Origin of the sequence: Arthrobacter methylotrophus, from assembly GCF_039539965.1 — a bacterium.
GTDB classification, from domain to species: domain Bacteria; phylum Actinomycetota; class Actinomycetes; order Actinomycetales; family Micrococcaceae; genus Arthrobacter; species Arthrobacter methylotrophus.
On record NZ_BAABED010000001.1, the window covers coordinates 175563 to 201962 of the forward strand.

Below are 26400 nucleotides of genomic sequence, written 5' to 3' on the forward strand. Positions count from 1 at the left end.
CATGACCTTTGCGAACGTAGGAAGTCTCGGCACCAAACCCGGTCAGCGCGACGCCGTCGTCGCCATCCTGCTCAGGCCAAAACCTGAGCTGCGTGACGCTGGCTGCCTGCTCTTCGAGGTGGGCATCAACGAAGAATCGCCGGACACGGTCTTTGTCTGCGAACTATGGGAATCGGCAGAAGCGCACCAAGGATCGCTGCAACTGGAGGGCGCACGGGCCGCCATCGCTGAGGCGATGCCCCTGCTGTCCGGGGAAATGGGCGGTACCAGGTTCACTGTGTTGGGATCGCCGATCCGCGACGCCTGATATTCACCCAGGCGACACGTGGCTGACAGACAGGGTTTTCATAGCTCTTACATAGCCGCACTAGTTACGGTTGGTTCATTATGGAAGAGGATGAGCCCCGTCGTCCCGGCCAAGGGTCCGGACGAAAGCCAAAACCGCGGAACCACTGGAGTCCGCGCCGACGTCGATCGGCTTTGCTGACGGCCTTCGCGGCCATTCTGGCCCTGACCCTCACGGCGACGATCTACTCGGCGGCGCACGCCCGCTCATCCGTCTCAGCGATAGCCAGCGCCACGCCGTCGGCCGCTGTTCCGGCGGCGACTGCGCCACCGGCAGTCGATTCGCCGGCCGCCTCGCCGTCGCCCGCTGTTTCGACGGCGGCCCCGCCGTCCCCGACCCCGACAGCGGTTGCCGCGTCACCTGCCGCGCCGGCCGCCTCGGTTGCCGGCGTGACCCCCGCAGTGGACTCGGAAATCAACAGCATCATCAACGCCAACAGCCAGTACCAGATCGGCGTCACCCTGATCGACTTATCCAATGGTTCAAACCACCAATACGGGGTCCAGGCGCCGTTCGAGGCAGCCAGCACGGCCAAGGTCCTGTCTGCCGTCGCTTACTACCACCTTGTCGAGACAGGCGCGGTGTCCCTCGACGATCCACTGGGGGACTACACCTCCGGATTCCAGATCAAGGAGATGATCCAAGACAGCGACAACGACTCATGGTCCTTGATCATGGACGCGGTGGGGCACTCGGAGCTGCAGGACTACGCCTCGTCAATCGGCATCAACTATGACCCCGAAACCAACACCCTGACGCCCACCGAGATGGCCAGCATCTTGGCCGGCCTCTACTCCGGGAAGCTCTTGAACCAACAAGACACGGCGCAGTTGTTGTCCTACATGCAGAACACAAACTACGAATCGCTCATCCCCGCGGCGGTTCCGGCTGGTATCACTGTTTTCCACAAGTACGGACTGCTCGACGACGAACTCCACGACGCCAGCATCCTCACCGACGGGACCCATTCGTACGTGTTTGTGATCTACACCAAGGGCCAGGACGTCACTGATATTCCAGCCCGCACCGACGTGTTCCACCAGTTGACCCAGGCAGTGGTGAGCGGCCTCTTCTAGGGTTCCGTCGCCTTGCCTTCCACACCACGACGCCGGCCGTGCAGTCAGTCTGACTGCACGGCCGGCGTCGTTGTTCCCTGATGGACGCTGAGCGCCTGCAGAGGTGCTATCGATATGCCCCCTTCCTACATGGGATCGGGCCAATTTCCTATGGAATGGATGTGGTCTTGCATGGTTTCAACTCCTGACTGAAAGTGTCTCCTGCGCGGTCTGGCGCAGTTGGCCGTGCCTGCCACAGAGGCAGGGGCGGCCTAGTCAGTCGGGAGAAGACCCCGGATCAAATGCGGGCCCGGGTACAGGGCCTTGATCGCCGTCGGACACCCAGCCGTCGCTCAAAGGCGGTGCCAGTGCACGTTGTTCCGGGAGGTCTGCTGCGCCATGGGCGGAACCACCTTGTGATTCCGACGTCGAATCCGAGCCGCGTTGGAACGCGGTGGTCGGGAGCGGCCTGTCAGGCGGAGGTTCACCCGAACTGATTGATGTGGCCTCGATTGCTAGTTCGGCCATCGGTGTGAGGACCAGCTCGTCCGGAATGAATCGAAGGATCCTCGTGCTCGCTCCTCGTGCGATCTGGACGGCCGGTGACAGAGGACTCTCAAGGGAGAGCACGGTGAGCGCCGCGCCTGAACCAGTGCGCAATGATGCGGCGGGGACAACCGGAACGCCTGGTTCCTGAGGCGGCAGCACTCCGAGCACCGGCGGCAATGCCGGTAGGGGAGGCGGCTCGGGCAAGGCCGGGAGTTCCCTGATCGTGTTGTTGATGACGGACAGCGCATCGGGGACAATCCCCACGACTGGTGACAAAGGGTGGGCTGGTAATTGCTTGACCACGGTCTCCGGGACGGCGGCCAATTGGCTCGGGCTTGGAACCGCGGACCGGACGTGCTCGACGAGCGGCCCGATGGCAGGGGTGAGGGGAATCGGAGCCAGTGAGACTGAAGGCATGGGCACAGGCGGAAGCGTCGGCAGAATGTCAGTGGCTTGCGAAGGACCGGCGAGCCACAGCAACCATCCCAATGCGCCGAGAACGGCGAGAAGAGCGGTGCGGAACAAAGAGATGCCACGGCGCCCCAGATACCAGGCCAAACACTCCACCTCCCCAGTGCGGTGTTTGGACACTAAGCTACGCCCGTCGCCGTCGGCAGTCCATAGGATGCAGTGGGATCATGTGACGTGGTGGCCGACTTCATTAATCGGAGGAACACGTGGAAACCGTCAATCAGCTCCTTGACTCAATCAAGGACGTGGGCCGCGATGCAATGCGCGGGGGATACTCCAGGGCTGCCTACTCGACGCCCGAGCTCGAACTCAGGCACTGGTTCATCGAACAAGCCCAACAACGAGGCCTCGACGTCGAGACGGACCGCAACGGCATCATCTGGGCTTGGTGGGGAAAGCCCCAGGACGGCGCGCTGGTCACGGGAAGCCACCTAGATTCGGTGCCCGGGGGAGGGGCTTTTGACGGGCCGCTCGGCATCGCTTCGGCCCTTGCCGCCGTCGACATCCTGAAAACCCGCGGCCTTGACTCGAAGAACACAGGGCCGCACCGATCCCTGGCCATCACGGTTTTCCCGGAAGAGGAAGGATCCCGCTTTGGCGTGGCCTGCCTGGGCTCGCGGCTCCTGACCGGCGCCATCGCCGTCGACAAAGCGCTGAACCTGCGCGACGTCGACGGCAACACTTTCGCTGACGTGGCGCGCGGCAACAGGCTGGATCCGCGCCGCGTAGGCCGGGACCCGGAAGCAATTGCGCGAATCGGTGACTTCGTTGAATTACATGTGGAACAGGGAAAGGGGCTGGGCCACGGTGGCCCGGCCATCGCCGTCGGAAGCTCGATCCTTGGACATGGACGCTGGAAGCTGAGCGTCAGCGGCCAAGGCAACCACGCCGGGACCACTCTCATGGCCGACCGCGCCGACCCCATGGTCGCGGCCGCGCAGATCGTCGTTGCCGTCCGCGACACCGCTGCGAGGCAACCGGATGCGCGGGCTACGGTGGGGCGCTTGACCCCGGTTCCCGGCGGGACCAACGTGATTGCCTCCCGCGTCGATTTGTGGCTCGACGCCCGCCACCCCGACGACGCTGTCACGGCACAACTGATCTCAGCGATCTACGGCGTGGCCCGGGAGATTGCGGCGAGCGAAGGTTGCGCCGTCACCCTCACGGAAGAGTCCTATAGCGGTACCGTGCACTTCGATCCCGGCCTGAGCCGACGCATCGGCGAGCTCCTGCCGGGCGCGCCGGTGCTGGCAACCGGGGCGGGGCACGACGCCGGCGTGCTGGCTGGACATGTCCCCTCGGCGATGCTTTTCGTCCGCAATCCCAGTGGAATCTCGCATTCCCCGGAAGAATACGTGGCAGACGAGGATACAGCGGCTGGGGCCATTGCGCTCGCCGACGTCCTGGAGGGACTCCTGTGAGCGGGTTCTGGTGCGAGACGGCGCTGGTAAACGCCGACGGCGGCAGCGGCGCGGGCGGCAGCGGCGCGGGCGGCGCGGTTGTCGCCACCGGTGTCCGGCTGGAAGTACAAGGTGGCCGAATTTCCAGCGTCTCTACCGGCGTCCGGCCTGAAACGAGTGACCAGATATTGAACGGCGTCGTCTTCCCTGCGGCGGCCAACGCCCATTCGCACGCGTTCCACCGGATCCTGCGTGGACGTACGCACGGCGGGCGCGGTGACTTCTGGGTCTGGCGGGAGCAGATGTACCGGAGCGCTGCGGAGTTGACACCGGAGAAGTACGAGAAGCTCGCCACTGCGGTCTTCACGGAAATGGTGGTGTCGGGCTTCAGCAGCGTGGCCGAGTTCCACTACGTCCACCACCAGCCAGATGGGACGCCGTACCCGGAGCCTCACGCTATGGAATTGGCGTTGGCCAGGGCAGCCGTGGCGGCCGGGATCCGGCTGACCTTGCTGGACACCCTGTACCTCGCGGGAGGGATCGGGGCACCGCTCAGGCCGGAACAAGCGCGGTTTGGCGACGCCGACGCCCAAGCCTGGTTGGATCGGCTCGCTTCGCTGCGGGCCGAGGTTGCGCAGGGTTTTCCGACCGAGATGGTTGGCGTGGGGGCCGCCCTGCATTCCGTCCGCGGGGTGCCCGAGGAAGCGCTCAAGACGGTTGCCCGGCAGTTGCCCGCCGACATACCGCTTCACATTCACCTCAGCGAACAAACGGCGGAGAACGAGGCTTGCCTGCAGGCCTATGGGGTCACCCCGGCGGGACTCCTGGCCCGGCACGGACTGCTGTCCGCGCGACTCTCCGCCGTCCACGCCACCCACCTGACGCCGGAGGACATCCAACTCCTCGGGGATGCCGGAACCACTGTAGTGATGTGTCCAAGCACCGAAGCCGACCTCGCCGACGGGATCGGTCCAGCCCGTGCGTTGTCGGACGCCGGGGCGACCATCGCCCTGGGCACGGACCAACACGCGGTGATCGATCCGTGGGTGGAAATGCGCACCTTGGAGCACGGAGAACGCCTCGGTTCGGGTCAACGGGGCAGGTTCTCACCGCAGGAACTCCTCCACGCGGCCACGCTCGGCGGCGGGGCTTCCCTGGCTACGCCCTTCGCGACGTCATTGGAGGCCGGTGCGGTGTGCGATCTCATGGCCGTGGACCCGGATTCCGTCCGGACCGCTGGTTCCGAACCCGAGCAGTTCGCGTTCAGCGCGACGGCGAGCGACGTCACCGCCGTCGTTATTGCCGGTGAACTGGTGGCTTCACACGGAGTCCATGTGCGCCTCGGCGCTCCGGGCCGACTGCTCACGGAGGCGTTGAAGGAGTTCTCCTGAGGGCGTCACGCTGAGCAGGTTTCCAAGACGCCCGCTCACCTTTGTGGCCGTTTTTCGAATCCCTCGCTCGCCTCTTGTGAGCGAGGGATTCCAAAATTGGCCTTATATGTGAACGAGCGCCGGCCTAAACGGCGGCATAAATGAGCGAGCGTCGGCGGGGGTGCGCTACTTCAACCCCGAGCGGACAAACGCATCCACCACGTATCGCTGCAGGAAGATATAGATCAGGAATATCGGCAGGCATGCGAGTGAGGACGCCGCCATGATGGCGCCCCAGTTGTTGCCTTCGGCGCCCAGGAAGCCCCGGATGCCAACCTGTATGAGCGCATCGGACTTCTGCATGATCAGCGAAGGCCACAAGTATTCGTTCCAGGCGCTGATGAACAGCATGATCCCTAGGGCCGCCAGTGCCGGGCGGAGGTTCGGAACCACCACTTCCCACAGCGTCCTCCATGACGACCTTCCATCCATCTGGCTCGCATCCAGGAGGTCCTTCGGGAAGGCCTCGAGGTGCTGGCGCAGCATCATCACGGCGAAGGCCGAACACAGTTGCGGGATGACGACGCCGGTGATGGTGTTGAGAAGGCCCATCTGGGACACCAGCAAGTAGTTGGGAATCATCGTGACTTGGAAAGGCACCAGCCAAGACCCCACAAACAACAGGTACAAGGCCTTCTTTCCGACAAAGTCCCAACGCGCGAAACCGTAGGAAGCCAGGATGGCCACGAGCAATTGGGACACCGCCAACGTCAGCGCCATGCCGAAGGTATTCGCCAGCATGCCCGCGATGGGAATGGTCTTCAGGACGTACTGGAAATTCTCAAGACTCAGCGGTCCCGGCAACGGGTTGGTGGACAAGGCGTCCGACGGCGGCCGGAAGGCCGTGACGAACATCCAGTAAATGGGGAAGATCGAGACAAGCGCGAGGGCGATCAGCAAAATGTGGCTGGGCACGGTTCGCAATGACCCCGGCCGCACAGACCCGAGCCTCAACGACGGAGACCGCATGGGTCCGCGCTCGGCGGCAGGCGCCGTCGTCGGCCGGGAAACCTTCCTCGGTCCTGAAAGGGGAGCATCAGCGGAACCAGGCTGGGCCGGCGGGGCGATGGTGATGAAGGCCATGGTGGTTCTTTCTAGTTGTCGTAGAAGCTGAGTCGCTCAGAGAGTTCCACGAAGACCAGGGCGATCAGCCCGAATCCGAGGAAAAAGAGCGTGCCCGCGGCGGAGGATAGTCCGGCGTCGAAGTTCCTGAAGCCGAACTGGTACAGCAGGTAGTAGATGTTGGTGGACGAGTTGCCCGGACCGCCCTGCGTCGCGAGGTCGATGATGGGATATGTCCACTGTGCGGACAGCAGGATGGTCATGAGCGAGAGGAACACCAGGCTCGGCGAAAGCAACGGGATGATGATCCGCCACGTGATCTGCCTGCCGCTGGCACCGTCGATCGATGCCGCAGCAGCGTAGTCGGGGCTGATGCCCGCCAGCCCGGCTGAAACCACCAGCACGCCGAAGCCGAGCATCTGCCAGCCGACAATCACGATCACCGCGGTCATTGAACTGTCGGGATCGCGGAATATATTGCCCATCGGTGCGCCAAGGGCGGCGGCGATCGCGGGAATCGTTCCGCCTTCGGGAGCGAAAAGCCACCGCCAGATCGCGCTGCTGGCCACGGGGGTGATGAGGAACGGTACGAAGATCAGAGCCTGGTACGCGGTGCGGGCCTTGCCCTGGACCTTGCGTGAGAGGAGCGCGAACACGAGCGGCAGCGCAACGGAAATACCCAGGAACGCCAGGATGTACAAGCCGGTGTTGATGAGCGCTTGGTGCAGTTCGGGCAGGCTGAGGACCTTCGCGTATTTCTGAACGTCAACGTATTGCTTGGGCTTGGTGGGGATCAGGTTCCAGTCGGTGAAGGACAGGTTGACGGTCTGTCCCAGCGGCCAGTACGTCCAGACGAGAAGCAGGACCACCGCGGGCAGGATGTAGAGGTAGGGGCTCAGGGCGCGGCGCTTGGGGCGCCGGTTGGCCGGGAGCCCCGCCGGGCCGGCAGGGGCGATGCCCGTTGCCGGCCCGGCGGTCTCGATGAACATTCTTTCGGCTTCCTTCCGGTGCTGTGGCTGGTTAGCGAACGCTGCCGGCGAGCTCGCCGTCGGCGGTTTCGCCAGCGATGGAGGGCTCGACGTCGGACTCCTCGCCGGGAGCGGTCATCGCGGCGGTCGCCTCTTCGAGGGACATCTTCTCGAAGGCGGCCATCTGCTCAGCCGTGACGGAGTACACCGTGGAGAACTCGCCGATCGGCACCACGGAGCTGAGCATCTTGTCCTGGTACAGGTGGATCAGGTTGAACGCCTGGGCCCCGTTCTGGCCACGCATTGAGTTCGGTGCGACGTTCAGGTCCTGCGTGTAGCAGGTGGCCGAAGCGACCGACACGGGAGCGCCTCCGAAGGAGCTGAAGGTGGAGTAGTGCAGGTGCCCGGCGAGGATACCGCGGACGTCGGTGCCTTCGATGACCTTCTCGAAGCGGCTCTGTTCACGGAGTTCGAACTTGGCCATGATGGACAGCGGGCTGGGGACCGGCGGGTGGTGCAGGGCGATGAGGGTGCCGTGCGGTGCCGGGGTGGCCAGGACCTCGGAGAGCCAGGCCAGCTGCTCGTCGGAGATTTCGCCGTGGTGCAGGCCCGGAACCGTGGAGTCGAGGGCGATGATGCGCAGGCCGTTGACGTCGTGGACCATGTCTACGGATTCCTCACCGGCGTCGGAGTCCAGGAGGCCGGAGCGGAAGGCGGTGCGCGCGTCGTGGTTGCCCATGACCCAGATGATCTTGGCGCCGAGCTCCTCGGCCACCGGCTCCACGATGTTGCGCAGGCGGACGTACGCGTCCGGGCGGCCCGTGTCGGCGAGGTCGCCGGTGAACACCAGGGCTTCGGGCTTTACCTGGGCTTTGACGAAGTCGCGGAAGAGCTGGCGGAGGTTCTCGTCACTGTCCACGCTGCCGTGCAGGAGGTCGTTATCTGCCACGAAGTGGGTGTCGCTGATGTGAAGGATGAAGTGCTCGGGGGCGGGGTGCTGGAGTTCGGTGTTCACGGTCTTGTCTCCTTGTAGTTTTCTGCAGTGGTTAGCGGTGGTTCTTAGCGGGTGGAGCGGATGGTCAGGACGTCCCTGAGCCGCTCGAGGTCGGCGTCGCTGAAATCGTGTGCCTGGAGCAGGCCGGCGGCGCTGCCGAACATTTCGTCGACGAGATCCAGCGTGGCCTCCAGAACGGTGGCGGGGCTCGCGGAGATGATTTCCCGGAGTTCCTCGCCGATGCCGGCAAGGCCCGGGTGGCTGGACGCGGCGGCCATCATGGCCGCGCTCCACTCGCCGCGGAGGTTGTCCTCGCTGGCTATGTAATCGAGGATCACCTGCTCGCGGTCCACACCCGCGGCCAGGAGGGCCAGGGCAATCACGACGCCGGTACGGTCCTTGCCCGCGGTGCAGTGCACGAGTACAGGGTCCGTTCCGGAGTCGGCAATGAGGCGAACGGCGTCGGCGAGGCGCTGTGCGTGGCTCTGGATCATGAGCCGGTAGATGTCCACCAGGGTGGTGATCTCCGCGGTACCGGGGACGTTGCCTTCTTCGAAAATCGGGTTGTGCCTCGTGTCGACGGCGAGTCCGTCGAGGTTGCTGGGCGACTTCGCCAGCTCTGTTTGGTCGCGCAGGTCGATGACCAGACGGATGCCGAGCTCGGAGAACTGCTGGCGTCCGGCGTCGGTCAGTCCGTGCAGAGCGTCCGAGCGATACAGCTTTCCTTCGCGGATGGTCCGTGCGGCGGCCGCATCGCTGCGTACGGCGGCGGCATAGCCCGCCGTGCTCCGGAAGTTGTAGGTGCCCTCCACGGGGTACGGGCGGTTGCGGGTTCCGAAGACTGCGTCCTCGGCAGTGGTTGTCACAGCTGGTGTCCTTCCGGATAGGCCGGGAAAGTGAGGGGCAGAGGTTAGGGGATCAGGTCCTGGGCGCGCTTCTGGGCGTCGGCCATAGTGGTTTTTGCGTCCTTGCCGTAGTAGACGACGTTCTCCACGGCTTTGCCGAGGATGTCGTCGATCTGCACGTAGCTGTTTCCCGGGTAGGAAACCCACGGCTGGAGGCGGTCAAGCTGGGCGAGGTTCGGCGCCAGGAGCGGGTTCTTCTGGGCCCAGTCGTAGAGGGATCCGCCCGGAGCGGTCAGCGAGGTGCGCAGTGGCAGGTAGCCGATCTTGGTGGAGATCTGCTCGTAGGCGTGGTCGCTGGTCATGAACTTGATCAATTCCCAGCCGGCGCGCTGCTTCGCGGGATCCTGCGAGAGGACGAACAAAGCCGAGCCCGAGTTGGTGGGGACAGCTGGCTTGGACCCGAACGCGGGCATTCCGGCCGCCTTGAGTTCCCAGCCACCCTTGGTGGCAGCTGACATTAATGAGCCCTGCAGCGCCGAGGAAGTGAGGAGGAAGGCGGTGTCGCCCTTCGGGAGGCCTTCGGACTGGGCGCTGCTGTCGGCATTGCGCAGGACGCCGTCCTTTGTCAGTTGTGCGAGCTTGGTAACGGTGTCGATAGCCGAGTCCGAGCCGAAGCCGATCGTCTTGCGGTCATCGGAGAGGACCTGGGCACCGTTCGACTTGAAGATGCCCTGCATGCACCAGTTGCCGCCGATGCTCGTGCACGAGACATCCAGGGAGGGCTTTCCGGACTTCGCGGAAACGGCCTTCGCGGCTGCCTCCACCTTGTCCCAGGTGGAGAGGTCCGGGTTGGTGATGCCGGCGTCGGCGAGCTTGGTGGCGTTGTAGAAGAGGACTGGGGTGGAGAAGACGTAGGGAATGCCGTAAGTCTTGCCGTTCCAGTCGGCCAGGTGCTTCGCGTTGGGGTGGAAGGGGTGGGCGCCGCCGAGGGCGTCGTCGACGGCTTTCTGGCCGACGAGGTCGCTGATCGGCTGGGCGCCGAGCTGGGTTGCGGCGAAGTCGAGGGAATCGAAAGTCAACTGCGCGACGTCGGGTGCGTGTCCGGCAAGGAGCTGCGTCTGGACGCTGCTGACCGTGTTGGATCCGACGGCGCCGCCGCCCTGCGGTGCCTGTGCAGTGACGTGGATGTTCGGGTGGGCCTTTTCGAAGTCGGCTACCAGGCCTTTGACGGTGTCGGTCCAGACGCCGGCTTGGGCCAGGTTGTAGCTCTCGAAGGTGATGTTGACTTGCTGGTCTGCCGTGAGTTCCGGGATGACCTGGTTGCTCACAGTGCTGGCCTGCGAGGTGCCGGAACAGCCAGCAAGGGCCAATGCGGCGGTGCCAGCGGCGATGGTCAGTGCAATTGAACGGAGAGGGCGCACAATATTTCCTTGATTGCTGGGTTGGGTGGGTACTGCAGGTTCCGGATTGGGGCCGGAATATGGGGGAGGAACAGATGTTAGACCGAGGCCGCGGGCTGCGCCGAGCTGGCAGTGGACGCGTGCTTAGCGTCTGCCTGCCATTCGAGGCGCCGGCCGCTTGCGCGGTCAAAGAGGTGGAGGTTCTTGGCGTCAGCACTTAGTACGACGGCGTTGCCCGGCTCCCAGTGCTGGCCTCGCGGGGTGCGGACGGCCACGCGGTTCCCGCCGACCCGGCAGTAGATGACTTGTTCGCTGCCGAGGTTTTCGGCAAGGTCAACGATGCCCCGAAGGGCTGCCCCGGAGCTCGGTGCGGCTGCTGAAGAACCGGGGGCGTGGATGCTCAAGTGTTCAGGGCGGATGCCCAGCACAACGTCCCGCTGCGGTGTTTGCCCGTCCCACAGCACGGCTTCCACGGAGGGTGCCATGACCGTGATGGAGCCGTTGCTGGTGGAAAGCTCGGCATCGATCAGATTGGTGGCAGGGGATCCCAGGAATCCTGCGGCGAACACGGATGCCGGCTTGTCGTAGAGCTCTTCCGGCGTGCCGAGTTGCTCAAGTTGGCCTCCGTTGAGCAGCGCGATCTTGGTTGCCATGGTCATGGCTTCCACTTGGTCGTGCGTGACGTAGATGAACGTGGCACCGAGGCGCTTGTGTAGTCCGGCCAGCTCCTGCCGGGTTGCGGTGCGGAGCTTGGCGTCCAGGTTGGACAGGGGTTCGTCCATGAGGAAGGCCTTGGGTTCGCGCACCAAGGCGCGTGCAACTGCCACTCGCTGGCGCTGGCCGCCGGACAATTCCTTGGGCTTGCGATCCAGGAGGTGGCCGATCTCCACCATTTCGGCCACGGCTCCCACGCGCTTCTTGACTTCCTGCTTGTCGGTGCGCCGCACGTGGAGCGGGAAGGCAAGGTTTTTCGCCACGCTGAGGTGCGGGTACAGGGCGTAGCTCTGGAACACCATGGCCAAGTCGCGCTTCTTGGACGGAGCGGTGGTGATGTCGGTTCCGTCCAGTTCGAGCGAGCCCGATGTCGGTTCCAGCAGGCCCGCGATCATGCGGAGCAGGGTGGTCTTGCCGCAGCCGCTGGGGCCGAGCAGGACCAGGAAATCACCGTCTTCAACGGTGAGCGATATGTTCTTTACGGCCGACACGTTCTTGAATGAACGCGACAACTGGTTGAGCACAAGTCGGCCCACGAGCACCTCCGAGGAAACAATGTTTCCTAAATCGAATTATTTAGGAAACGTCTTACCCTTGAAGGGTGGGGCTCGATGGTTAACGGTCGGTGCGGAGTTGATTAACTCCCCGCGCTCGGACAGGAAACAGTTGAAACTGCCCGCGTTTCTCGCCAAAAACTATTTGGGGTTTTCCACCATGTGGAGGACTTCTTCGAACACGGCGGAGCGGGCGCGTTCGACGTCGGGAGAATCTGCAGTCACCGCGGCGTGCAGCGCGGACATCACCAGCATCTGGACGATGTTGCCAATCGGCAGCTGGTCATTCCACGAATGGAATTCCGCCCCCGCCACGAGTGTGTGGGTCGAGAGATCGGCAAGCTCGGATTTCGCGTAGCTGGTCACCCCGATCAGCGTGGCCTTGCGTTCGGCCGCGATCCGCGCCGAACCAATCGTGAAGGAGTTCATTCCGCTGTCGCTCACGGCGATGCAGACATCGCCCGCTGAGAGGAGCTTGGCGGAGATGTGCTGCGAAACAATGTCGGATGGCGCCTCGCATTGCACTCCGGTGGACAGGAATCGCAGGGCAAGCGATTGTGCGGGAGCGAGGGACGCTCCGTTGGCCACCACCAGCAGTCGCCCGCCCTGGCGTATCGCCTTCACAGCGGCGTCGAAGGCCTCGAAGTCCAAAGACCCCAATGCTCCCCGGATGTCCTGGGACGCCCTGGAAAAGATCCCTGAAACCAGGTGTTCCGTGGACCCGGGTTCGCCGGTTGCCCCGGATTCTTCCTGCTGGATGCTGTCCCGCGCCGCGGCGCCCAGATCGCGCAACAGGACTTGGCGCAAGTGCTGGAATCCGTCAAAGCCCATGCTCTTGCACGCCCGCACGATCGTGGCCGGCGACGTCCCCGTCTGGGTGACCAGATCCGCCACCGACATCCTGGCCACGGTCTCCGGGGAATCAATGCATAACTGCGCCACGCGCTGTTCGCTGGGAGCCAGCGAGGGGAAAATCGACTTGATGTGCGCGCGGGAACCGCCCAGGGGCGGTTCGGATTTGTACGGGGTCATTCGCCTTTCATACCAGATTCACTTGAATAGCGAACCAGTGGCGCAGAAACCGACGGCGGCGGGTGCCTGCCGCCGTCGGGCACCGCTGCGATCAGTCGAGGGGCAACGTGACGGTTACGCACGTGCCGTTGCCCGGCGTGGACACGACGGAGACCTCGCCGCCCACTTCGTTCACGGCGATGGACATGAGTCGGAGCCCGAATCCGTGGTGCGCGCCGGCAGGCGTGGCCTGGCTGTCGAAACCGGTGCCATTGTCCGTCACGGTCAGCCGGATCCCGTGGTAGACGGCAGCGAGGCGGATGGTGATGTCGTGGGCGTGCGCGTACTTGAATGCATTGCTCAGGGCTTCCTGGGCGGCTTGGTAGAGCAGGGAAGCGGAGCGGGACGAGATTTCAATGCCGTGGTGCGGCGTCTCCCAATGGACCGCGGTCCCCTCGCGGCGAAGCGGTGCGGCCAAGCGATCGATGCAGCCTGCGAGCCCCAAGGCGTGCAAGTCGCCGGGGTGCCGATCGGTGATGACGCCATTGATCGCGGTCACCTCGTCCAGTGCTGATGCAGTCTTCATGGCCCGTCCTGCTTCCCCTTGCAGCCTTGGTGCTTCTTGCCGACGAATGGGTTCCGCCTGGTGCATGGTTCAAGCGTGGACTCGGAGGCTCAACGTTCCTGCGAGATTTGCTCAGTTTCGCCTCAGTCTTTCGTCAGGTTTCCGCAAACTTGAGTTAAGGCGACGACGGCGGGTGGTACCCGCCGTCGTCGGACGGGAGCTGTCACTTCCCGAGGAAGTCCAGCAAAGCCTTGTTGACCTCGGCGCCGTGCGTCCACAGCATGCCGTGGGGGGCGCCGTCGATCTCAAGGTAATCGGCGTTCGGGAGCGCTTCGGTGAACCTGCGGCCGGTCACGTCGATAGGGAGGATGTGGTCCTCGGTACCGTGGACGATCAAGGCGGGAACGTCGATCTTGGGGATGTCGGCGCGGAAGTCGGTGAGCCACGTCGGCTGGGCGGCCACTGAGGCGTGGGCGCCGGACTGGGCTGCCAGGTTCCAGCTGGCCCGGACGGATTCCTCGCTCAGCCGGGGCGTCCCCAGGAAGGTGTCGCTGTTGTAGAAGCTCTTGAAGAACTCGGTGAAGAAGGCGTAACGGTCGGTAGTGACAGCTTCGGTGAGGCCGTCGAACACCGACTGCGGGACTCCGCCGGGATTGTCGTCCGTCTGCAGGACGAACGGTTCCAAGGATCCAAGGAACACGGCCTTTGCCACCCGGCCAGAGCCGTAGGTGCTGATGTAGCGGGCCACTTCGCCGGTGCCCATCGAGAAGCCCACCAGCACGGCGTCGTTCAGGTTCAGTGCTTCCAGCAGGGTATTCAGGTCGGCGGCGAAGGTGTCGTAGTCGTAGCCGACGGTCGGCTTGCTGGACTTGCCGAAGCCGCGGCGGTCGTAGGTGATGACGCGGTAGCCGGCGTCGAGCAGTGCCGCGGTCTGCTTCTCCCAGGATGAGCCATCCAAGGGGTAGCCGTGGATCAGGACCACTGCCTGGCCAGTCCCGTGGTCCTCGTAGTAAATCTCAATCTCGGTGCTGTTTTCATTTCCGACGGTGATGTAAGCCATGACGACGGTCCTTTCGTAGCGGTTCTTTCCGAGCGTTTCCAGCCTACTGTCCACGCACGACGGCGGCACGCGCCTTGACGGGGCAGCCGGCCCCCGCCCCCGCCACCTACGCTCACTCACGTTTTATGCCGTTTTGACCGACGCTCGCTCACGTTCTATGCCGTTTTGACCGACGCTCGCTCACGTTTCCCCTGAAATCGACGAACCCTCAAGCAGTTCAAGATGTGGAGGAGGGTTCGCCATTTGGCGGCCATATGTGGAGGAGGATCCTCCGGTTGCTGCGGTATTCGGCGACGGCGGGTCCAGCTGCAGGGAATGAAAGTGAATGCTTGAATGTTCAATAAAATATGGACTTTGGAATCTTTACTTTCGGCGAGCTGACCCGTGACATCAATACCGGCGGCGCCCTCTCACCACAGCAGCGGCTCAAGGACATCATCGAGCTAGCCAAGCTTGCCGAGCAGGCAGGGCTTTCCTCGCTGAGCCTCGGAGAGCACCATAGGCCCGATTTCGCCCTCTCGGCCCCGGAGATCGTGCTCGCGGCCATCGCCCGGGAAACCACCACTCTTCGGCTGGGCACCGCCGTGACAGTGCTCTCCACCCAAGACCCCGTCCGGCTGTTCGAACAGTTTTCCACCCTGGACCTCATTTCCGGCGGACGGGCAGAGATCATCGCCGGCCGTGGCGCCTTTGTGGAGTCGTACCCCTTGTTCGGCCACCGGCTGGAGGACTACGACGAGTTGTTCGAAGAGAAACTGAAGATGCTGCTTGCCCTGCGCGACAACGCCAGACTCGATTGGCAGGGGCACCTGACCCAAACCATCTCCGGGATGGACATTGCGCCCCGTCCGGTCCAGGACAAGCTGCCGATCTGGGTAGGCGTGGGCGGCACGCCGCAGAGTTTCGTCCGGGCCGGACGGCTGGGCTTGCCGCTGTTCGTCGCCCTGCTGTCCGGGCCGGCCCGGTTCCGCAGGCTCGTGGAGCTATACCGCGAAACCGCCGAAAACTCAGGACACGACGCCGCCGCCCTGCCAGTGGGTGCCGGTGGCCATTTCTACGTGGCGCCGACGTCGCAACAAGCCAAGGACACCTTTTACCCGTACTATCGCGCCTACTTTGAGCAGAACATGCCCCGGCCTGTGGACCATTTCCCCCGCAGCACCTTCGACGAATGGACAGAACCCGGTGGAGGCCTGCTCGTGGGCAGCCCCCAGCAAATCATTGAGAAGCTTCTGGAAATCCACCAAACCCTGGGCAATACAAGGTATTTGGCCCAAATCGGCCTGGGCGGCCTGCCTTTTGCCGAGACCGCGCGATCCATCGAGCTCCTAGCTACCGAAATCATGCCCGCGGTACGTCGGGAGATCGGCGCCGTTCCGGTGAAATAAATCCGTTGAAGTGACCGGAATGTGGACATGTTGCCCGCCACGCTCCGCCCTGAGGGAAAGCCCTAGTTGCCCCCAGCAACCAGTCGTAGACTGGCCTTCGAATCACTACGTGAGTTGGAGACCGATGCTCTGGAAACTTCTCGTTCAGTACCTGCGGCCACACAGGCGGCTGCTGATCGCCGTCGTCGTCTTCCAGCTGGCGCAGTCCATCGCGTCCCTGTACTTGCCCACACTGAATGCCGACATCATTGACGAAGGCGTGGCCAAGGGGGACACCGGCTACATCCTGGGCACTGGCAGCCTCATGTTGCTCATCACCCTCCTGCAGATCGCCTGTTCGATAACGGCTGTCTACTTCGGCGCGAAGGCGGCCATGGGTTTGGGGCGGGACCTGCGCGGCGCCATTTTCACCAGGGTGGGGGAGTTCTCCGAGCAGGAGGTCACTCGATTCGGTGCGCCGTCCCTGATCACCCGCTCCACCAACGATGTGCAGCAGGTGCAGCAGCTCGTCCTGATGTCCTGCACGCTCATGGTCGCAGCGCCCATGCTCAGCATCGGCGGCGTGATCATGGCCGTCCGGCAGGATGCCCAGTTGTCCTGGCTGATTGCCGTGAGCGTCCCGGTGCTCCTCGTCGCAGTAGGCCTGATCGTCACCCGGATGGTGCCGCTGTTCCGCAAGATGCAGGTCCGGCTCGACACCGTGAACAGGGTGCTCCGCGAGCAGCTGGCCGGCATCCGGGTGGTGCGCGCTTTCGTTCGCGAGGACATGGAGACGGAACGCTTCGCCTCGGCCAACCAGGACGTCACCGAGATGGCATTGAGGGCCGGCCGACTCATGGCCCTCATGTTCCCGGTAGTGATGCTGGTACTCAACGTCTCCAGCGTGGCCGTGATCTGGTTCGGCTCCTTCCGGATCGACGACGGAACCATGCAAGTCGGCACCCTGATCGCCTTCCTGAGCTATCTCATGCAGATCCTGATGTCCGTCATGATGGCCACCTTCATGGCGGTGATGATCCCCCGCGCCGCTGTATCTGCGGACCGCATCGGCGAGGTTCTGGAGACCGAGTCAAGCGTGCGGCCTCCCGAGAACCCCGTGACGAAGACCGCCGGCCGCGGCGAGTTGGAGTTGCTCGACGTCGGATTCGCCTACCCGGGCGCCGAGGAACCCGTCCTCAGCGGCATCAGCTTCCGCGCACGCGCGGGCCAGACAACGGCGATCATCGGCAGCACGGGAGCGGGCAAAACCACCTTGGTGAACTTGCTGCCACGGCTCTTCGACGCGAGCAGCGGCTCGGTGCGGATCGACGACGTCGACGTGCGCGAGCTGCACCCGGACCTCCTCTGGGGGCACATCGGATTGGTCCCGCAAAAGCCCTACTTGTTCTCCGGCACCGTCCGCAGCAACCTGCTCTACGGCAAGCCCGACGCCACGGAGGAGGAACTCTGGCGGGCGCTTTCCATCGCCCAAGCGCAGGACTTCGTCGAGGAGATGGAGGGCGGGCTGGACGCTCCGATATCGCAGGGCGGCACCAATGTTTCCGGCGGTCAGCGCCAACGCCTCGCGATCGCCCGGGCACTCGTGAAGCAGCCCGAGCTATACATCTTCGATGACTCGTTCTCCTCCTTGGACACCGCCACCGACGCCAGGCTGCGCCAGGCACTCAAGCGCCACACGTCCGGAGCCACGATGGTCATCATTGCGCAGCGGGTCTCCAGCATCGCGGATGCTGAGCAGATTCTAGTGCTCGACGACGGGCGGCTCGTGGGGCGCGGAACGCACGAAGAGTTGTTGGAGACATCCGAAACATACCGCGAGATAGTTTCCTCGCAACTGGCAGCGGAGGAGGCAGCATGAGCAGCGCACCGAGCACGGCGAACCGCCCGCCCCGCCCGCAGATGGGTCCCGGCCGCGGCGGACCTTTCGCAGGGATGAATGTTCCGGCGGAAAAAGCCATGAACTTCGTGCCCTCCGCAAAGCGGCTCCTCGGCACGCTCCGGCCGGAGCGGCTGTGGCTGATCCTGGTTCTTGTTCTGGCTGTCTCCAGCGTGACCCTGTCCGTGATCGGCCCGCGGCTGTTGGGTGAGGGCACCAACCTGATTTTCGCCGGCGTCGTTTCCAAGCAACTTCCCGCCGGAGTGAGCAAGCAACAGCTCATCGACGGGCTGCGCGCATCCGGACAGAACTCCAAAGCGGACATGCTCAGGGGCATGGACCTGACTCCCGGCGTCGGGATCGATTTCGGGGCCCTGGCCTCGATCCTGATCTGGGTGCTGGTCCTGTATGTCCTGGCCTCATCGTTCGGCTGGATTCAGGCTTACGTGCTCAACGGCGTCGTGCAGCGGACGGTGTACCGGCTCCGCGAGCAGATCGAAGCGAAAATCAACCGCCTGCCGCTGCGCTACTTCGATTCGGTGCAGCGCGGCGAGCTCCTCAGCCGTGTGACCAACGACGTCGACAATATTTCGCAAAGCCTCCAGCAGTCCATCAGCCAGGCGGTCACCTCCTTGCTCACCGTGGCGGGCGTCATCTTCATGATGTTCCTCCTCTCGCCGATCCTGGCGTTCATCACCCTGGTCACCGTGCCGTTGACCCTGGTGACCACGGTGCTGATAGCCAAGCGCTCGCAGAAACTGTTCGTGGCCCAGTGGAAGAACACCGGTGAGCTGAACGGTCAAATCGAAGAGACGTATACGGGTCATGCGCTCGTGAAGGTGTTCGGCCGCCAACGCGAAGTGGAGCAGCGTTTCCGCGAGAAGAATGCGGAACTGTTCTCGGCCAGTTTCGGAGCCCAGTTCATCAGCGGCCTGATCATGCCGGCGCTGACCTTCATCGGCAACCTTGTCTATGTGGGTATTGCCGTGGTCGGCGGGCTGCAAGTGGCATCGGGCGCCATGCAGCTCGGCGATGTGCAGGCCTTCATCCAGTACTCGCGGCAGTTCACCCAGCCACTGGCCCAACTCGGCTCCATGGCCAACCTGCTCCAGTCTGGCGTAGCCTCCGCAGAACGCGTCTTCGAGCTGCTCGATACCGAGGAGCAGAGCACTGATCCTGAGCCTTCGCCCGTTCCTGAGGTGACGCGTGGCCGCTTGGTCTTCGAAAACATCTCGTTCTCCTACTCGCCGGACAAGCCCCTCATCACCGATGTGAGCCTGGTCGCCGAACCCGGACAATCCGTGGCGATCGTCGGACCCACCGGGGCGGGCAAGACCACCCTCGTGAACCTGATGATGCGCTTCTATGAGCTTGACGCCGGGCGGATCACACTCGACGGCGTCGACGTCGCCTCGATGTCCAGGTACGAGCTGCGCTCGCGGATGGGTATGGTGCTGCAGGATACCTGGTTGTTTGGAGGGACAATCCGGGACAACATCGCGTACGGCCGGCCCGACGCTACCGAAGCGGAGATCCTGGAAGCCGCCCAAGCAACGTACGTGGACCGCTTCGTTCACTCGCTGCCGGAAGGGTACGACACCGTGCTCGACGACGAAGGCAGCAACGTTTCTGCCGGTGAGAAGCAGCTGCTTACGATCGCCCGCGCGTTCCTGGCAAGTCCGTCTGTCCTCATTCTGGACGAAGCCACGAGTTCGGTGGATACCCGGACCGAGGTGCTGGTGCAGAAGGCCATGAGCGCCCTGCGTTCTGACCGGACGAGCTTTGTAATTGCGCACCGCCTGTCCACAATCCGCGATGCCGACCTCATCCTGGTGATGGAAGCCGGGCAGATCGTGGAGCAGGGAACGCATGCCGAGCTGCTTGCCGCGGGCGGGGCCTACTCAAGGCTGTACGAGGCGCAATTTGCGGCTCCGGTGGCGGAGGTCTAGGGAATCGCGGTCCGGCGTGGAAGTTTCACGGTTGCTGTGATGCCACCGCCGGGTTTGGCGCTCAGCTCAAGGGTTCCGCCGTGGGCTTGGACCGCCGCAGCGACGATGGAGAGTCCCAGCCCTACGCCGGCGTGTTCGCCTGCGGCTCGGTAGGCCGTGCGTTCTTTACGCAAGAATGGCTCAATCAGGGTCGGCAAGAGCGTCGGATCAATGACGTCGCCGGGGTTTTCGACGACCAGGAGGCTATGCGTCGGAGTATCGGACGTCCTCACCGATACGGTTTCCCGGCCATGAACCACGGCGTTGTGCACGAGGTTGGAGACGACTCTTTCCAGGAGGGGAGCATCTCCACTGACCACCGTGCGCGACAATTCGGCTTGGACGATGATCCCCGCACGTTCGGCAGCCGGGATAAGGTCTTCTACCGCCTGCTCAGCGACAAAAGATAGATCCACTGGCCCGAGGGTGATGCGGCCTGACTCCACACGGGAAAGGAGTAACAGCGACTCCACCGTGTTCGAAGCCCGGGCATTGACCTCCGTCAGCCTATGCAGTAGCTCGGTCATGTCAGCATCCGGGTTGAGGCTACCGACCTCCGCGAGGTTGCCCATGATCGCAAGTGGGGTGCGTAGCTCATGGGAGGCGTTGGCAGCGAAACGGCGTTGCTGCTCGGCGTGGTGCTGGATCCGTTCCATCATTTCATCAAACACGTCGGCGAGGTGTCGAAACTCGTCGCCTCGCCCGCTCATGCGGATACGTGCGGAGAGGGATCCTTTCGACACTTCCTGTGCCACCTCGCCGATCTGCCTCAGAGGACGTAGCACCCGGCCGGCCAGAAACCAGCCTCCGCCAAGGCCCATGATGACAATGAGCACCAAAGCTGCAGATGCGGCCGGGAGGAAGGCACGGATGAGGTCGCCCTGGTTAGGGGCATAATTTCCACGCGATGTCGACAGGTGGTCCTGCGGGACGTAGCGCAACAGGAACACGTAGGTGATGGCCAGGAGGAGGACGCCGGTTGCCACCGCTATGGCCGCATAGCTTAAGGTCAGCTTCGATCGAGCCGATAGCCCCGGCGGGCGTTCCATGGAGCCGCCCGGAGATATGCTCATGCCGGGGCCACTCGATATCCGACGCCGGGAACGGTTTCGATGATTTCGGGTTCCCCGAGGCGTTTGCGCAGGGCTGAGATCGTCACTCGCACAACACTTGTGAACGCGTCGATGTTCTCGTCCCAGGCCTTTTCAAGGAGTTGCTCGGCGCTGACAATACCGCCCTCAGCTTCCATGAGAACCTGGAGGACCGCGAACTGTTTCCTTGTCAAGCTCACTTCGCTTTCATCCCGTTCCACTTTTCGGCGGAACGGGTCCATCCGGACTCCGGCGAACTCGAGGACGGGTGGCGCCGCGGCTTCCGGACGGCGGGCGATCGCACGCAGACGCACCACAAGCTCCCGCATCGCGAACGGTTTGGTCAAGTAATCGTCCGCGCCAAGTTCAAAGCCGGATACCTTGTCCCCGATTCGATCGGCCGCTGTGAGCATGAGGATCCGCGTGGCGCAGCCGGATGCCACGATGGACCGGGCGATGTCGTCGCCTGACGGCCCGGGAATGTCCCGGTCCAACACCGCGATGTCGTAGTCGTTTACCGCTAGGAGTTCGAGAGCCGCTGCTCCGTCGAGGGCGATGTCTGCAGAGATAGCTTCCGAACGAAGGCCGTCCCGAACCGACTCGGCGAGATAAGGCTCATCTTCAACGAGAAGAACACGCATGACAGGACTCTATCCCACTGCACCCGGGCTCATGGTGCAGGCCTTTACGCTGCATTAACGTCCCACCCTGTTTCATGGTCTCCATGAAAGCTTCCGCCCCAGAAGGCGCTGCCCGCCGATTCCCTTGGATTTTGTCCGTCCTGGCTCTCGTCCTACCGCTGATTGGACTCGGAACCATCGCGGGTTGTGCCGTCCCGCTCGAGGGCCGGCCTTCCGGCCAAGTATCCGTGATGCCGACGTCGGGCGCGTCGCCCACATTTGACACATCCCCCATAGCCGTCTCACCGAAACCAGCCAGCCAATCATTCTCCGCCCAGGATGATATACGTCTTCGCGATAGTCAGATCGATCCTCTGGATAACAACCATCCTGCGGTGCGGGGCCTCAAACCCGAGCTGAGGGCGGCGGTTCAGCGGGCCGCGGTATCAGCGAAAAACGCGGGCCAGGGAGAATTCTGGCTGACCTCCGGATGGCGTTCTCCCAGCTATCAGCAGGAACTGTTAGACGCCGGAATAGCCAGATACGGGTCACGTGAAGAAGCGGCAAAGTGGGTCAGCACCCCGGAGAAATCGAAACACGTCACCGGACAAGCCGTCGACATAGGTCCCACCGACGCAGCGGATTGGGTGAACCGCCATAGCGGCGAACTGGGGCTGTGCCAGACGTACGCGAACGAAATATGGCACTTCGAGCTTCGACCCGAAGGCGCCAGCGCATGCCCGGCTCCGCTGACGAACGCTGCCGGATAGTTCCGCGCTACCACCGCCTGAGCCGAATCGATACTAGGAAGAAACCGAACGATGACTGACTCATCACAACGCTCGCCGCGCACCCGTCCCCCGCAATTCATGGTCTTGACCGTGGTTCTGGTTGTTCTGGCCGTAGCCGGCCTCGGCGTGGTTATCTGGAAGAGCGGATCCGGTTCGCACGATGCCTCTTCAGCTTCCCGCATTTCCACCGATCCTGCCTCTTCAGGTTCCCGCATTTCCACCGATACATCCCCTGTTAGCGGCGCCGTGGACCGAAGCTCGGCGCGGGTCACGATGCTGGGGGACTCCGTCACCCTCGCTGCTGCCGACGCCTTAGCCCAGGCGCTGCCAAAGGCCGACATCCAAGCTGATGTGGGGCGTCAGTTCCGTGACCTTCCCGACGGGCTTTCCCAGCTCAAGAAGGAAGGAAAGCTCGGGGATATTGTCGTTGTCGCTCTGGGCGCTAATGGTTCACCTTCGAGCACGGTCTGGTCCGCTGTCTTGAGTACGCTGGGTGACGACCACAAGTTGGTGTTGGTCACTCCGCACGGCAACAAGGACTGGATCCCGGACAGCATCGCTTCCATCCGCCAAGTAGCCGAGAAGCACCCCGGCCGTGTGGTACTAGCTGACTGGGATGCTGCTGCCTCCTCTGTCAGCGACTTCGCTAAGGACGGGATCCACCCCGGTCCGAAGGGGGCTCAGGTCTTCGCCCGGACCGTCAGCGAAGCGATCCAGAAGGCCGCGCAGTGACGCTTGCTCCGCCCGATTTTCCCGTGGCATCCGTGGCTCTCCGCAATAAGGGCCTTGACGCTCTGCGGGGCGCGGCCGTGACTGCCGTGTTGCTGTTCCATGCATTTCCTACAGCGTTGCCGGGTGGTTTTCTGGGCGTGGACTTGTTCTTTGTGCTGTCCGGCTACCTCATCACCGGTGCGTTGCTCCGCTCACTGACTATTGACGGCTTGCTGCGAGTGCGCAGATTCTGGTCGCGGCGACTTCGTAGGCTGTTGCCCGCCCTCGTTTTGTTGCTTCCGACTGTCACCGTGCTGTCCTTGCTCGTGCCCTTGGGGCCGCTGGCGGGCTTGCGTCAGCAGTGGTTGACTGCCTTGACCTTCACTAGCAACTGGTTTCAGATCGGCGCAGAGGAACGCTACTTTGCACATGCCGAACCGCCGCTGCTGATGCACCTGTGGTCGCTGGGGGTGGAAGAGCAGTTCTATTTGTTCTGGCCCCTGGTATTCGGGGCTGGATGGTGTCTGCTCGGCAAGTGCTCAGTTCGGCTCAGAGATAGTGCAGATGCTCGGCGGTATTTCCTGGCTTGGGTGGCGATCGCGATGGCGGTTGCCTCGGCAACCGCGATGGGAGTACAAGGTTTCGCGGGCGACCCCAGCGGGCGGGCCTATCTGGGAACCGATACCCATGCCTTCGGACTATTGGCCGGATCTGCGCTTGCCCTATGGCCGGGAAGACGTGGCTGGCTCCGTCCCTGGGCGCGCAACCCGCTAGTCCTGGCCGCCGTTGTTGTGCTCGCGTTCTTCTGCCTCACGATGGAGGGGACGGACCCTTTCCCATACCTTGGAGGGCTCGTGGTGGTGGTAACGGCGACATGCGTGTTGGTGCGGGCTTGCACCGTTCCGGGACGACAGACCCGGGACCCCGGAGCGGAGCGAATTCCTCGATCGGGGCGCTACCTCGTCCGCGGGACTTCCTCGGTGTTCAGGTGGCTCGGGCAGCGTTCGTACGGACTCTACTTGTGGCACTGGCCGCTCCTTGTACTGATCATGCCGCTTGTGACGCCCGAGCTTCGCACCATCGCCGCAGCCCTCATCCTTGGGCTGTCTGCGGGGGTGGCTCATCTGTCCTGGGAATTGGTGGAGAAACCCATCCTCCAGTGCAGCGCCATCCCTGCCCTCACCCAATCGATCCGTAAGAGACTTCGCCCCTTTCACATGGGAACCACTCTCGTCCTCACCGTTTGCCTTTGTCTTGGAAGCATCTCGGCTCTGGCAAACTCGCCCTCCCACTCGCTGCTGCGGGAACGACTCCAACAGCAACAGCAACACCTCACGCAAACAGACGTCAAACGAGGAACACCATGACTGCTCCATATACCGGCCCGACACTGACCACCATCACCCCAGGCATTGAGGCCAACATAGCTCGCGTCCGTTCACTCTGCCATGCCGAGATAATGGCCGTCGTGAAAGCCGACGGCTATGGACTCGGCGCCGAACACGTAGCCCGAGCAGCGCTCAACGCAGGGTGCACATGGCTCGGCACCACAGACGTGGCAGAGGCGTCACAATTGCGCCGGGCGGGATTCAGCGTCCCGATCCTCGCATGGCTGCATCCAGCCGGCCTTGACGTCGAAACAGCAGAGGCCTCTGACGTGGATATCGCCATCGGTTCCCTCGAACACCTCATCCAGGCCCTCCGCCGCGGCCGCGGAAAACTGAGGATCCACCTGCACTTGGACACCGGGATGACCCGGGGCGGTCTCCCCGCCTACGATTGGCACGACGCCATGCACTGGGCCGCGGCCAGTGAAAAGGAGAAGATCTTCCGAGTAGTCGGCCTCATGGGCCACCTTCCCAATGCAGACGCCGCAGAGCCCTCAGCCAACGACGCCGGCCTGCGCTCGTTCGACGTCGCACACAAAATGGCCCGGAAGGCAGGCCTCACCTTCGAAGTTCGCCATTTGGCCAGCACGTCTGCAACGCTTACCGATCCGAGGACCCACTTCGAGCTGGTACGCATCGGTGCCGGGCTCGTCGGCATCGATCCGTCCGGTTCCACCGAGTTGAACCCTGCAGCGCGTTTGACATGTCCCGTGGTGCACACCCGCGCAGTCAGCGAAGGAAGCCCGGTGGGATACGGCGGCAGCGGCACAACACGGGAGGCTGGGTTCGTCAGCGTCCTGGGCCTTGGCTACGCAGACGGAATCCCCCAACTTCTCGACCCTGAGGCATACGTCATGATCGATGGCCGCGCCTGCCGCATCCTTGGTCGAGTGAACATGGACCAGATCGTGGTCGAAACCGGTGAATGGGCGGCCGCGCCAGGCACCGAAGCGATCATCATCGGCCCCGATCCCGGAGAGCCGACCGTGCAGCATTGGGCCCAATGGGGCAACACCTCGGCACATAGGATCATCACCGGATTAGGGCAGCGGCTCCACCGCGTCGCTTCAACCAAACAAGAGGAAACCATATGACCACCGTTTTCGTCCTTGGCGGGGGAACAAGCCCTGAGCACGTTGTATCGCTGGCCTCAGCCGCTACCATCAGCACCACCTTGAAGGCTGCAGGGCACGACGTCCGCCACTGGACGATACAGCCCGACGGCGAATGGACCAGCCATTCGCCCGCGAAAGACCGTGTACTGCCCCCACCTCAAGCACCCAGCCTTCAAGCCGCCAGGGCAGCCGCAGGAGCCGCGGCTTTCCTTGCTGAAGCAGCCTCGGCGCCCGCCCCGGCCGTCGTGTATCCCACCTTGCACGGCGCTCCGGGTGAGGACGGTGCGGTCGCAGGACTTTGCGCGCTGGCAGGACTCCGATTGGCCGCTTCGCCCCTAGCGGCCTCAGCAGCTGCCATGGACAAATGGATCACCAAACAGCTTGCGGCCACCGCCGACGTCGCGACCGTACCATCTGTGTTGTTAGGACCGGACCATGGTCCCTTAGCGATGGTGCATCCGGCGGTCGTCAAACCGGTTACGGCAGGATCGTCCCATGGAGTCAGCCTGGTCCGGGACGAAAAAGAGATGAGCCGGGCACTATCCGAAGCCAGGGCTTTGTCCTCAACAGTCCTGGTAGAGCCATTGGTCCATGGTCGGGAGATCGACGTCGCACTCTTTGACGACGGAACCGGCCACCTGGTGGTCTTGCCTCCGCTGGAAATCCACACCGAGGGGCTCTTCGACACATCCACGAAATACGACGGCACCGCACGGTTCACCGTTCCCGCCGAGATCCCAACACCCATCAGCCGTGAACTTAGCGGCGCAGCAGAGCGGGTGTACCGGGCCCTGGGATGCTGGGGCATCGCAAGGATGGACTTCTTCGTCACCGACGACGGCGTCATCCTCAATGAAGTCAACACGGCACCGGGGATGTCCCACCACTCACAAGTGCCGCAAATGGCCGCTGCGGGCGGATGGCAACTCGCGCGACTGCTCAACGAAGTGGTATCAGCAGCTCGTATTCCTGCCTGAGGGTTTGCCTCAGGAGCTCTTTACGCTGAAT

The 26400-nt window shown here is 63.4% G+C and carries 25 protein-coding genes; 13 read left to right on the forward strand and 12 right to left on the reverse strand.

What is annotated here, in order from left to right; genetic code table 11:
* The first annotated feature begins 1 nt into the window (after nucleotide 1).
* Together ABD884_RS00900 and ABD884_RS00905 are read left to right on the forward strand one after the other, a co-directional pair.
* On the forward strand, nucleotides 2–307 hold the full coding sequence (locus ABD884_RS00900; protein ID WP_345033935.1) for a putative quinol monooxygenase: 306 nt from the start codon (nucleotides 2–4) through the stop codon (nucleotides 305–307).
* A gap of 80 nt (nucleotides 308–387) precedes the next feature.
* Nucleotides 388–1422, forward strand: coding sequence for a serine hydrolase (locus tag ABD884_RS00905; protein WP_345033940.1), 1035 nt, complete (start codon nucleotides 388–390; stop codon nucleotides 1420–1422).
* Nucleotides 1423–1677: 255 nt separating this feature from the next.
* Here ABD884_RS00905 and ABD884_RS00910 read toward each other — a convergent pair whose 3' ends face one another.
* Nucleotides 1678–2508, reverse strand: a complete 831-nt coding sequence (locus tag ABD884_RS00910) for a hypothetical protein (RefSeq protein WP_345033944.1) — start codon at nucleotides 2506–2508, stop codon at nucleotides 1678–1680.
* A gap of 119 nt (nucleotides 2509–2627) precedes the next feature.
* On the opposite strand from ABD884_RS00910, the gene ABD884_RS00915 reads away from it, so the two are divergent.
* Both ABD884_RS00915 and ABD884_RS00920 read left to right on the forward strand, forming a co-directional pair.
* The gene (locus ABD884_RS00915; RefSeq protein ID WP_345033961.1) at nucleotides 2628–3842 is read left to right on the forward strand and encodes an allantoate amidohydrolase; all 1215 of its coding nucleotides are present in this window, start codon (nucleotides 2628–2630) and stop codon (nucleotides 3840–3842) included.
* Nucleotides 3839–5212, forward strand: a complete 1374-nt coding sequence (locus ABD884_RS00920; RefSeq protein WP_345033965.1) for a formimidoylglutamate deiminase — start codon at nucleotides 3839–3841, stop codon at nucleotides 5210–5212. The genes ABD884_RS00915 and ABD884_RS00920 overlap by 4 nt, the downstream gene beginning before the upstream one ends.
* Nucleotides 5213–5377: 165 nt before the next feature.
* Here the strand turns inward: ABD884_RS00920 and ABD884_RS00925 are convergent, their stop codons facing one another.
* The 8 genes from ABD884_RS00925 to ABD884_RS00960 all read right to left on the reverse strand — a co-directional run bounded on the left by ABD884_RS00925 (nucleotide 5378) and on the right by ABD884_RS00960 (nucleotide 13385).
* Nucleotides 5378–6334, reverse strand: coding sequence for a carbohydrate ABC transporter permease (locus tag ABD884_RS00925; protein ID WP_345033970.1), 957 nt, complete (start codon nucleotides 6332–6334; stop codon nucleotides 5378–5380).
* Between the two features lie 11 nt (nucleotides 6335–6345).
* Entirely contained in the window at nucleotides 6346–7302 is a 957-nt protein-coding gene (locus ABD884_RS00930; RefSeq protein WP_345033978.1) for a carbohydrate ABC transporter permease, read from the reverse strand.
* A gap of 31 nt (nucleotides 7303–7333) precedes the next feature.
* Nucleotides 7334–8296: a phosphodiesterase gene (locus ABD884_RS00935; RefSeq protein ID WP_345033983.1), complete on the reverse strand. Its 963-nt coding sequence runs from the start codon at nucleotides 8294–8296 to the stop codon at nucleotides 7334–7336.
* Nucleotides 8297–8340: 44 nt separating this feature from the next.
* On the reverse strand, nucleotides 8341–9141 hold the full coding sequence (locus ABD884_RS00940) for a tyrosine-protein phosphatase (protein ID WP_345033993.1): 801 nt from the start codon (nucleotides 9139–9141) through the stop codon (nucleotides 8341–8343).
* Nucleotides 9142–9185: 44 nt separating this feature from the next.
* Nucleotides 9186–10541 (reverse strand): extracellular solute-binding protein, encoded by a 1356-nt coding sequence (locus ABD884_RS00945; RefSeq protein WP_345033999.1) that lies wholly within the window; start codon nucleotides 10539–10541, stop codon nucleotides 9186–9188.
* Between the two features lie 77 nt (nucleotides 10542–10618).
* Nucleotides 10619–11770 (reverse strand): ABC transporter ATP-binding protein, encoded by a 1152-nt coding sequence (locus tag ABD884_RS00950; protein WP_345034009.1) that lies wholly within the window; start codon nucleotides 11768–11770, stop codon nucleotides 10619–10621.
* Between the two features lie 159 nt (nucleotides 11771–11929).
* Complete coding sequence (locus ABD884_RS00955) at nucleotides 11930–12820, reverse strand: MurR/RpiR family transcriptional regulator (RefSeq protein ID WP_345034016.1); 891 nt, start codon at nucleotides 12818–12820, stop codon at nucleotides 11930–11932.
* Nucleotides 12821–12911: 91 nt separating this feature from the next.
* Nucleotides 12912–13385, reverse strand: coding sequence for a sensor histidine kinase (locus ABD884_RS00960; protein ID WP_345034024.1), 474 nt, complete (start codon nucleotides 13383–13385; stop codon nucleotides 12912–12914).
* Here ABD884_RS00960 and ABD884_RS00965 point away from each other — a divergent pair.
* A complete protein-coding gene (locus tag ABD884_RS00965; RefSeq protein ID WP_345034027.1) occupies nucleotides 13373–13543 on the forward strand; it encodes a hypothetical protein in 171 nt (56 codons plus the stop codon). The two genes, ABD884_RS00960 and ABD884_RS00965, sit on opposite strands and share 13 nt — an antisense overlap.
* A gap of 44 nt (nucleotides 13544–13587) precedes the next feature.
* On the opposite strand, the gene ABD884_RS00970 is transcribed toward ABD884_RS00965, so the two are convergent.
* Nucleotides 13588–14424: an alpha/beta fold hydrolase gene (locus ABD884_RS00970; RefSeq protein WP_345034035.1), complete on the reverse strand. Its 837-nt coding sequence runs from the start codon at nucleotides 14422–14424 to the stop codon at nucleotides 13588–13590.
* A gap of 347 nt (nucleotides 14425–14771) precedes the next feature.
* Between ABD884_RS00970 and ABD884_RS00975 the strand changes: the two genes are divergently transcribed.
* From ABD884_RS00975 to ABD884_RS00985, 3 genes are all read left to right on the forward strand, one after another.
* Nucleotides 14772–15812, forward strand: coding sequence for an LLM class flavin-dependent oxidoreductase (locus ABD884_RS00975; protein WP_345034040.1), 1041 nt, complete (start codon nucleotides 14772–14774; stop codon nucleotides 15810–15812).
* A 124-nt stretch (nucleotides 15813–15936) separates the two neighbouring features.
* Entirely contained in the window at nucleotides 15937–17670 is a 1734-nt protein-coding gene (locus tag ABD884_RS00980; RefSeq protein ID WP_345034046.1) for an ABC transporter ATP-binding protein, read from the forward strand.
* Complete coding sequence (locus tag ABD884_RS00985) at nucleotides 17667–19637, forward strand: ABC transporter ATP-binding protein (RefSeq protein ID WP_345034052.1); 1971 nt, start codon at nucleotides 17667–17669, stop codon at nucleotides 19635–19637. The genes ABD884_RS00980 and ABD884_RS00985 overlap by 4 nt, the downstream gene beginning before the upstream one ends.
* On the opposite strand, the gene ABD884_RS00990 is transcribed toward ABD884_RS00985, so the two are convergent.
* Together ABD884_RS00990 and ABD884_RS00995 are read right to left on the reverse strand one after the other, a co-directional pair.
* Nucleotides 19634–20749: a sensor histidine kinase gene (locus ABD884_RS00990; protein ID WP_345034057.1), complete on the reverse strand. Its 1116-nt coding sequence runs from the start codon at nucleotides 20747–20749 to the stop codon at nucleotides 19634–19636. The genes ABD884_RS00985 and ABD884_RS00990 overlap by 4 nt on opposite strands.
* The gene (locus ABD884_RS00995) at nucleotides 20746–21408 is read right to left on the reverse strand and encodes a response regulator transcription factor (RefSeq protein ID WP_345034064.1); all 663 of its coding nucleotides are present in this window, start codon (nucleotides 21406–21408) and stop codon (nucleotides 20746–20748) included. Before ABD884_RS00995 ends, ABD884_RS00990 begins: the two co-directional genes overlap by 4 nt.
* 83 nt (nucleotides 21409–21491) lie before the next feature.
* Here ABD884_RS00995 and ABD884_RS01000 point away from each other — a divergent pair, with 83 nt between their 5' ends.
* Genes ABD884_RS01000 through ABD884_RS01020 form a run of 5 tightly spaced genes read left to right on the forward strand, consistent with a single transcriptional unit; the run spans nucleotide 21492 to nucleotide 26369 of the window.
* Nucleotides 21492–22157: a M15 family metallopeptidase gene (locus ABD884_RS01000; protein ID WP_345034071.1), complete on the forward strand. Its 666-nt coding sequence runs from the start codon at nucleotides 21492–21494 to the stop codon at nucleotides 22155–22157.
* A 51-nt stretch (nucleotides 22158–22208) separates the two neighbouring features.
* The gene (locus tag ABD884_RS01005; RefSeq protein ID WP_345034079.1) at nucleotides 22209–22910 is read left to right on the forward strand and encodes an SGNH/GDSL hydrolase family protein; all 702 of its coding nucleotides are present in this window, start codon (nucleotides 22209–22211) and stop codon (nucleotides 22908–22910) included.
* Complete coding sequence (locus ABD884_RS01010) at nucleotides 22907–24256, forward strand: acyltransferase family protein (RefSeq protein ID WP_345034085.1); 1350 nt, start codon at nucleotides 22907–22909, stop codon at nucleotides 24254–24256. Before ABD884_RS01005 ends, ABD884_RS01010 begins: the two co-directional genes overlap by 4 nt.
* On the forward strand, nucleotides 24253–25371 hold the full coding sequence (gene alr, locus ABD884_RS01015; RefSeq protein ID WP_345034090.1) for an alanine racemase: 1119 nt from the start codon (nucleotides 24253–24255) through the stop codon (nucleotides 25369–25371). Before ABD884_RS01010 ends, alr begins: the two co-directional genes overlap by 4 nt.
* Nucleotides 25368–26369, forward strand: a complete 1002-nt coding sequence (locus tag ABD884_RS01020; protein WP_345034099.1) for a D-alanine--D-alanine ligase family protein — start codon at nucleotides 25368–25370, stop codon at nucleotides 26367–26369. Before alr ends, ABD884_RS01020 begins: the two co-directional genes overlap by 4 nt.
* The last annotated feature ends 31 nt before the right edge of the window (nucleotides 26370–26400 follow it).

Excerpts from the sequence above, each read along its gene's own strand:
- ABD884_RS00900 (WP_345033935.1), top strand. The coding sequence starts at position 2 with ATGACCTTTGCGAACGTAGGAAGTCTCGGCACCAAACCCGGTCAGCGC.
- ABD884_RS00905 (WP_345033940.1), top strand. The coding sequence starts at position 388 with ATGGAAGAGGATGAGCCCCGTCGTCCCGGCCAAGGGTCCGGACGAAAG.
- ABD884_RS00925 (WP_345033970.1), bottom strand. The coding sequence starts at position 6,334 with ATGGCCTTCATCACCATCGCCCCGCCGGCCCAGCCTGGTTCCGCTGAT.
- ABD884_RS00930 (WP_345033978.1), bottom strand. The coding sequence starts at position 7,302 with ATGTTCATCGAGACCGCCGGGCCGGCAACGGGCATCGCCCCTGCCGGC.
- ABD884_RS00955 (WP_345034016.1), bottom strand. The coding sequence starts at position 12,820 with ATGACCCCGTACAAATCCGAACCGCCCCTGGGCGGTTCCCGCGCGCAC.
- ABD884_RS00965 (WP_345034027.1), top strand. The coding sequence starts at position 13,373 with ATGCAGTCTTCATGGCCCGTCCTGCTTCCCCTTGCAGCCTTGGTGCTT.
- ABD884_RS00960 (WP_345034024.1), bottom strand. The coding sequence starts at position 13,385 with ATGAAGACTGCATCAGCACTGGACGAGGTGACCGCGATCAATGGCGTC.
- ABD884_RS00970 (WP_345034035.1), bottom strand. The coding sequence starts at position 14,424 with ATGGCTTACATCACCGTCGGAAATGAAAACAGCACCGAGATTGAGATT.
- ABD884_RS00975 (WP_345034040.1), top strand. The coding sequence starts at position 14,772 with ATGGACTTTGGAATCTTTACTTTCGGCGAGCTGACCCGTGACATCAAT.
- ABD884_RS00980 (WP_345034046.1), top strand. The coding sequence starts at position 15,937 with ATGCTCTGGAAACTTCTCGTTCAGTACCTGCGGCCACACAGGCGGCTG.
- ABD884_RS00985 (WP_345034052.1), top strand. The coding sequence starts at position 17,667 with ATGAGCAGCGCACCGAGCACGGCGAACCGCCCGCCCCGCCCGCAGATG.
- ABD884_RS00990 (WP_345034057.1), bottom strand. The coding sequence starts at position 20,749 with ATGAGCATATCTCCGGGCGGCTCCATGGAACGCCCGCCGGGGCTATCG.
- ABD884_RS00995 (WP_345034064.1), bottom strand. The coding sequence starts at position 21,408 with ATGCGTGTTCTTCTCGTTGAAGATGAGCCTTATCTCGCCGAGTCGGTT.
- ABD884_RS01000 (WP_345034071.1), top strand. The coding sequence starts at position 21,492 with ATGAAAGCTTCCGCCCCAGAAGGCGCTGCCCGCCGATTCCCTTGGATT.
- ABD884_RS01005 (WP_345034079.1), top strand. The coding sequence starts at position 22,209 with ATGACTGACTCATCACAACGCTCGCCGCGCACCCGTCCCCCGCAATTC.
- alr (WP_345034090.1), top strand. The coding sequence starts at position 24,253 with ATGACTGCTCCATATACCGGCCCGACACTGACCACCATCACCCCAGGC.
- ABD884_RS01020 (WP_345034099.1), top strand. The coding sequence starts at position 25,368 with ATGACCACCGTTTTCGTCCTTGGCGGGGGAACAAGCCCTGAGCACGTT.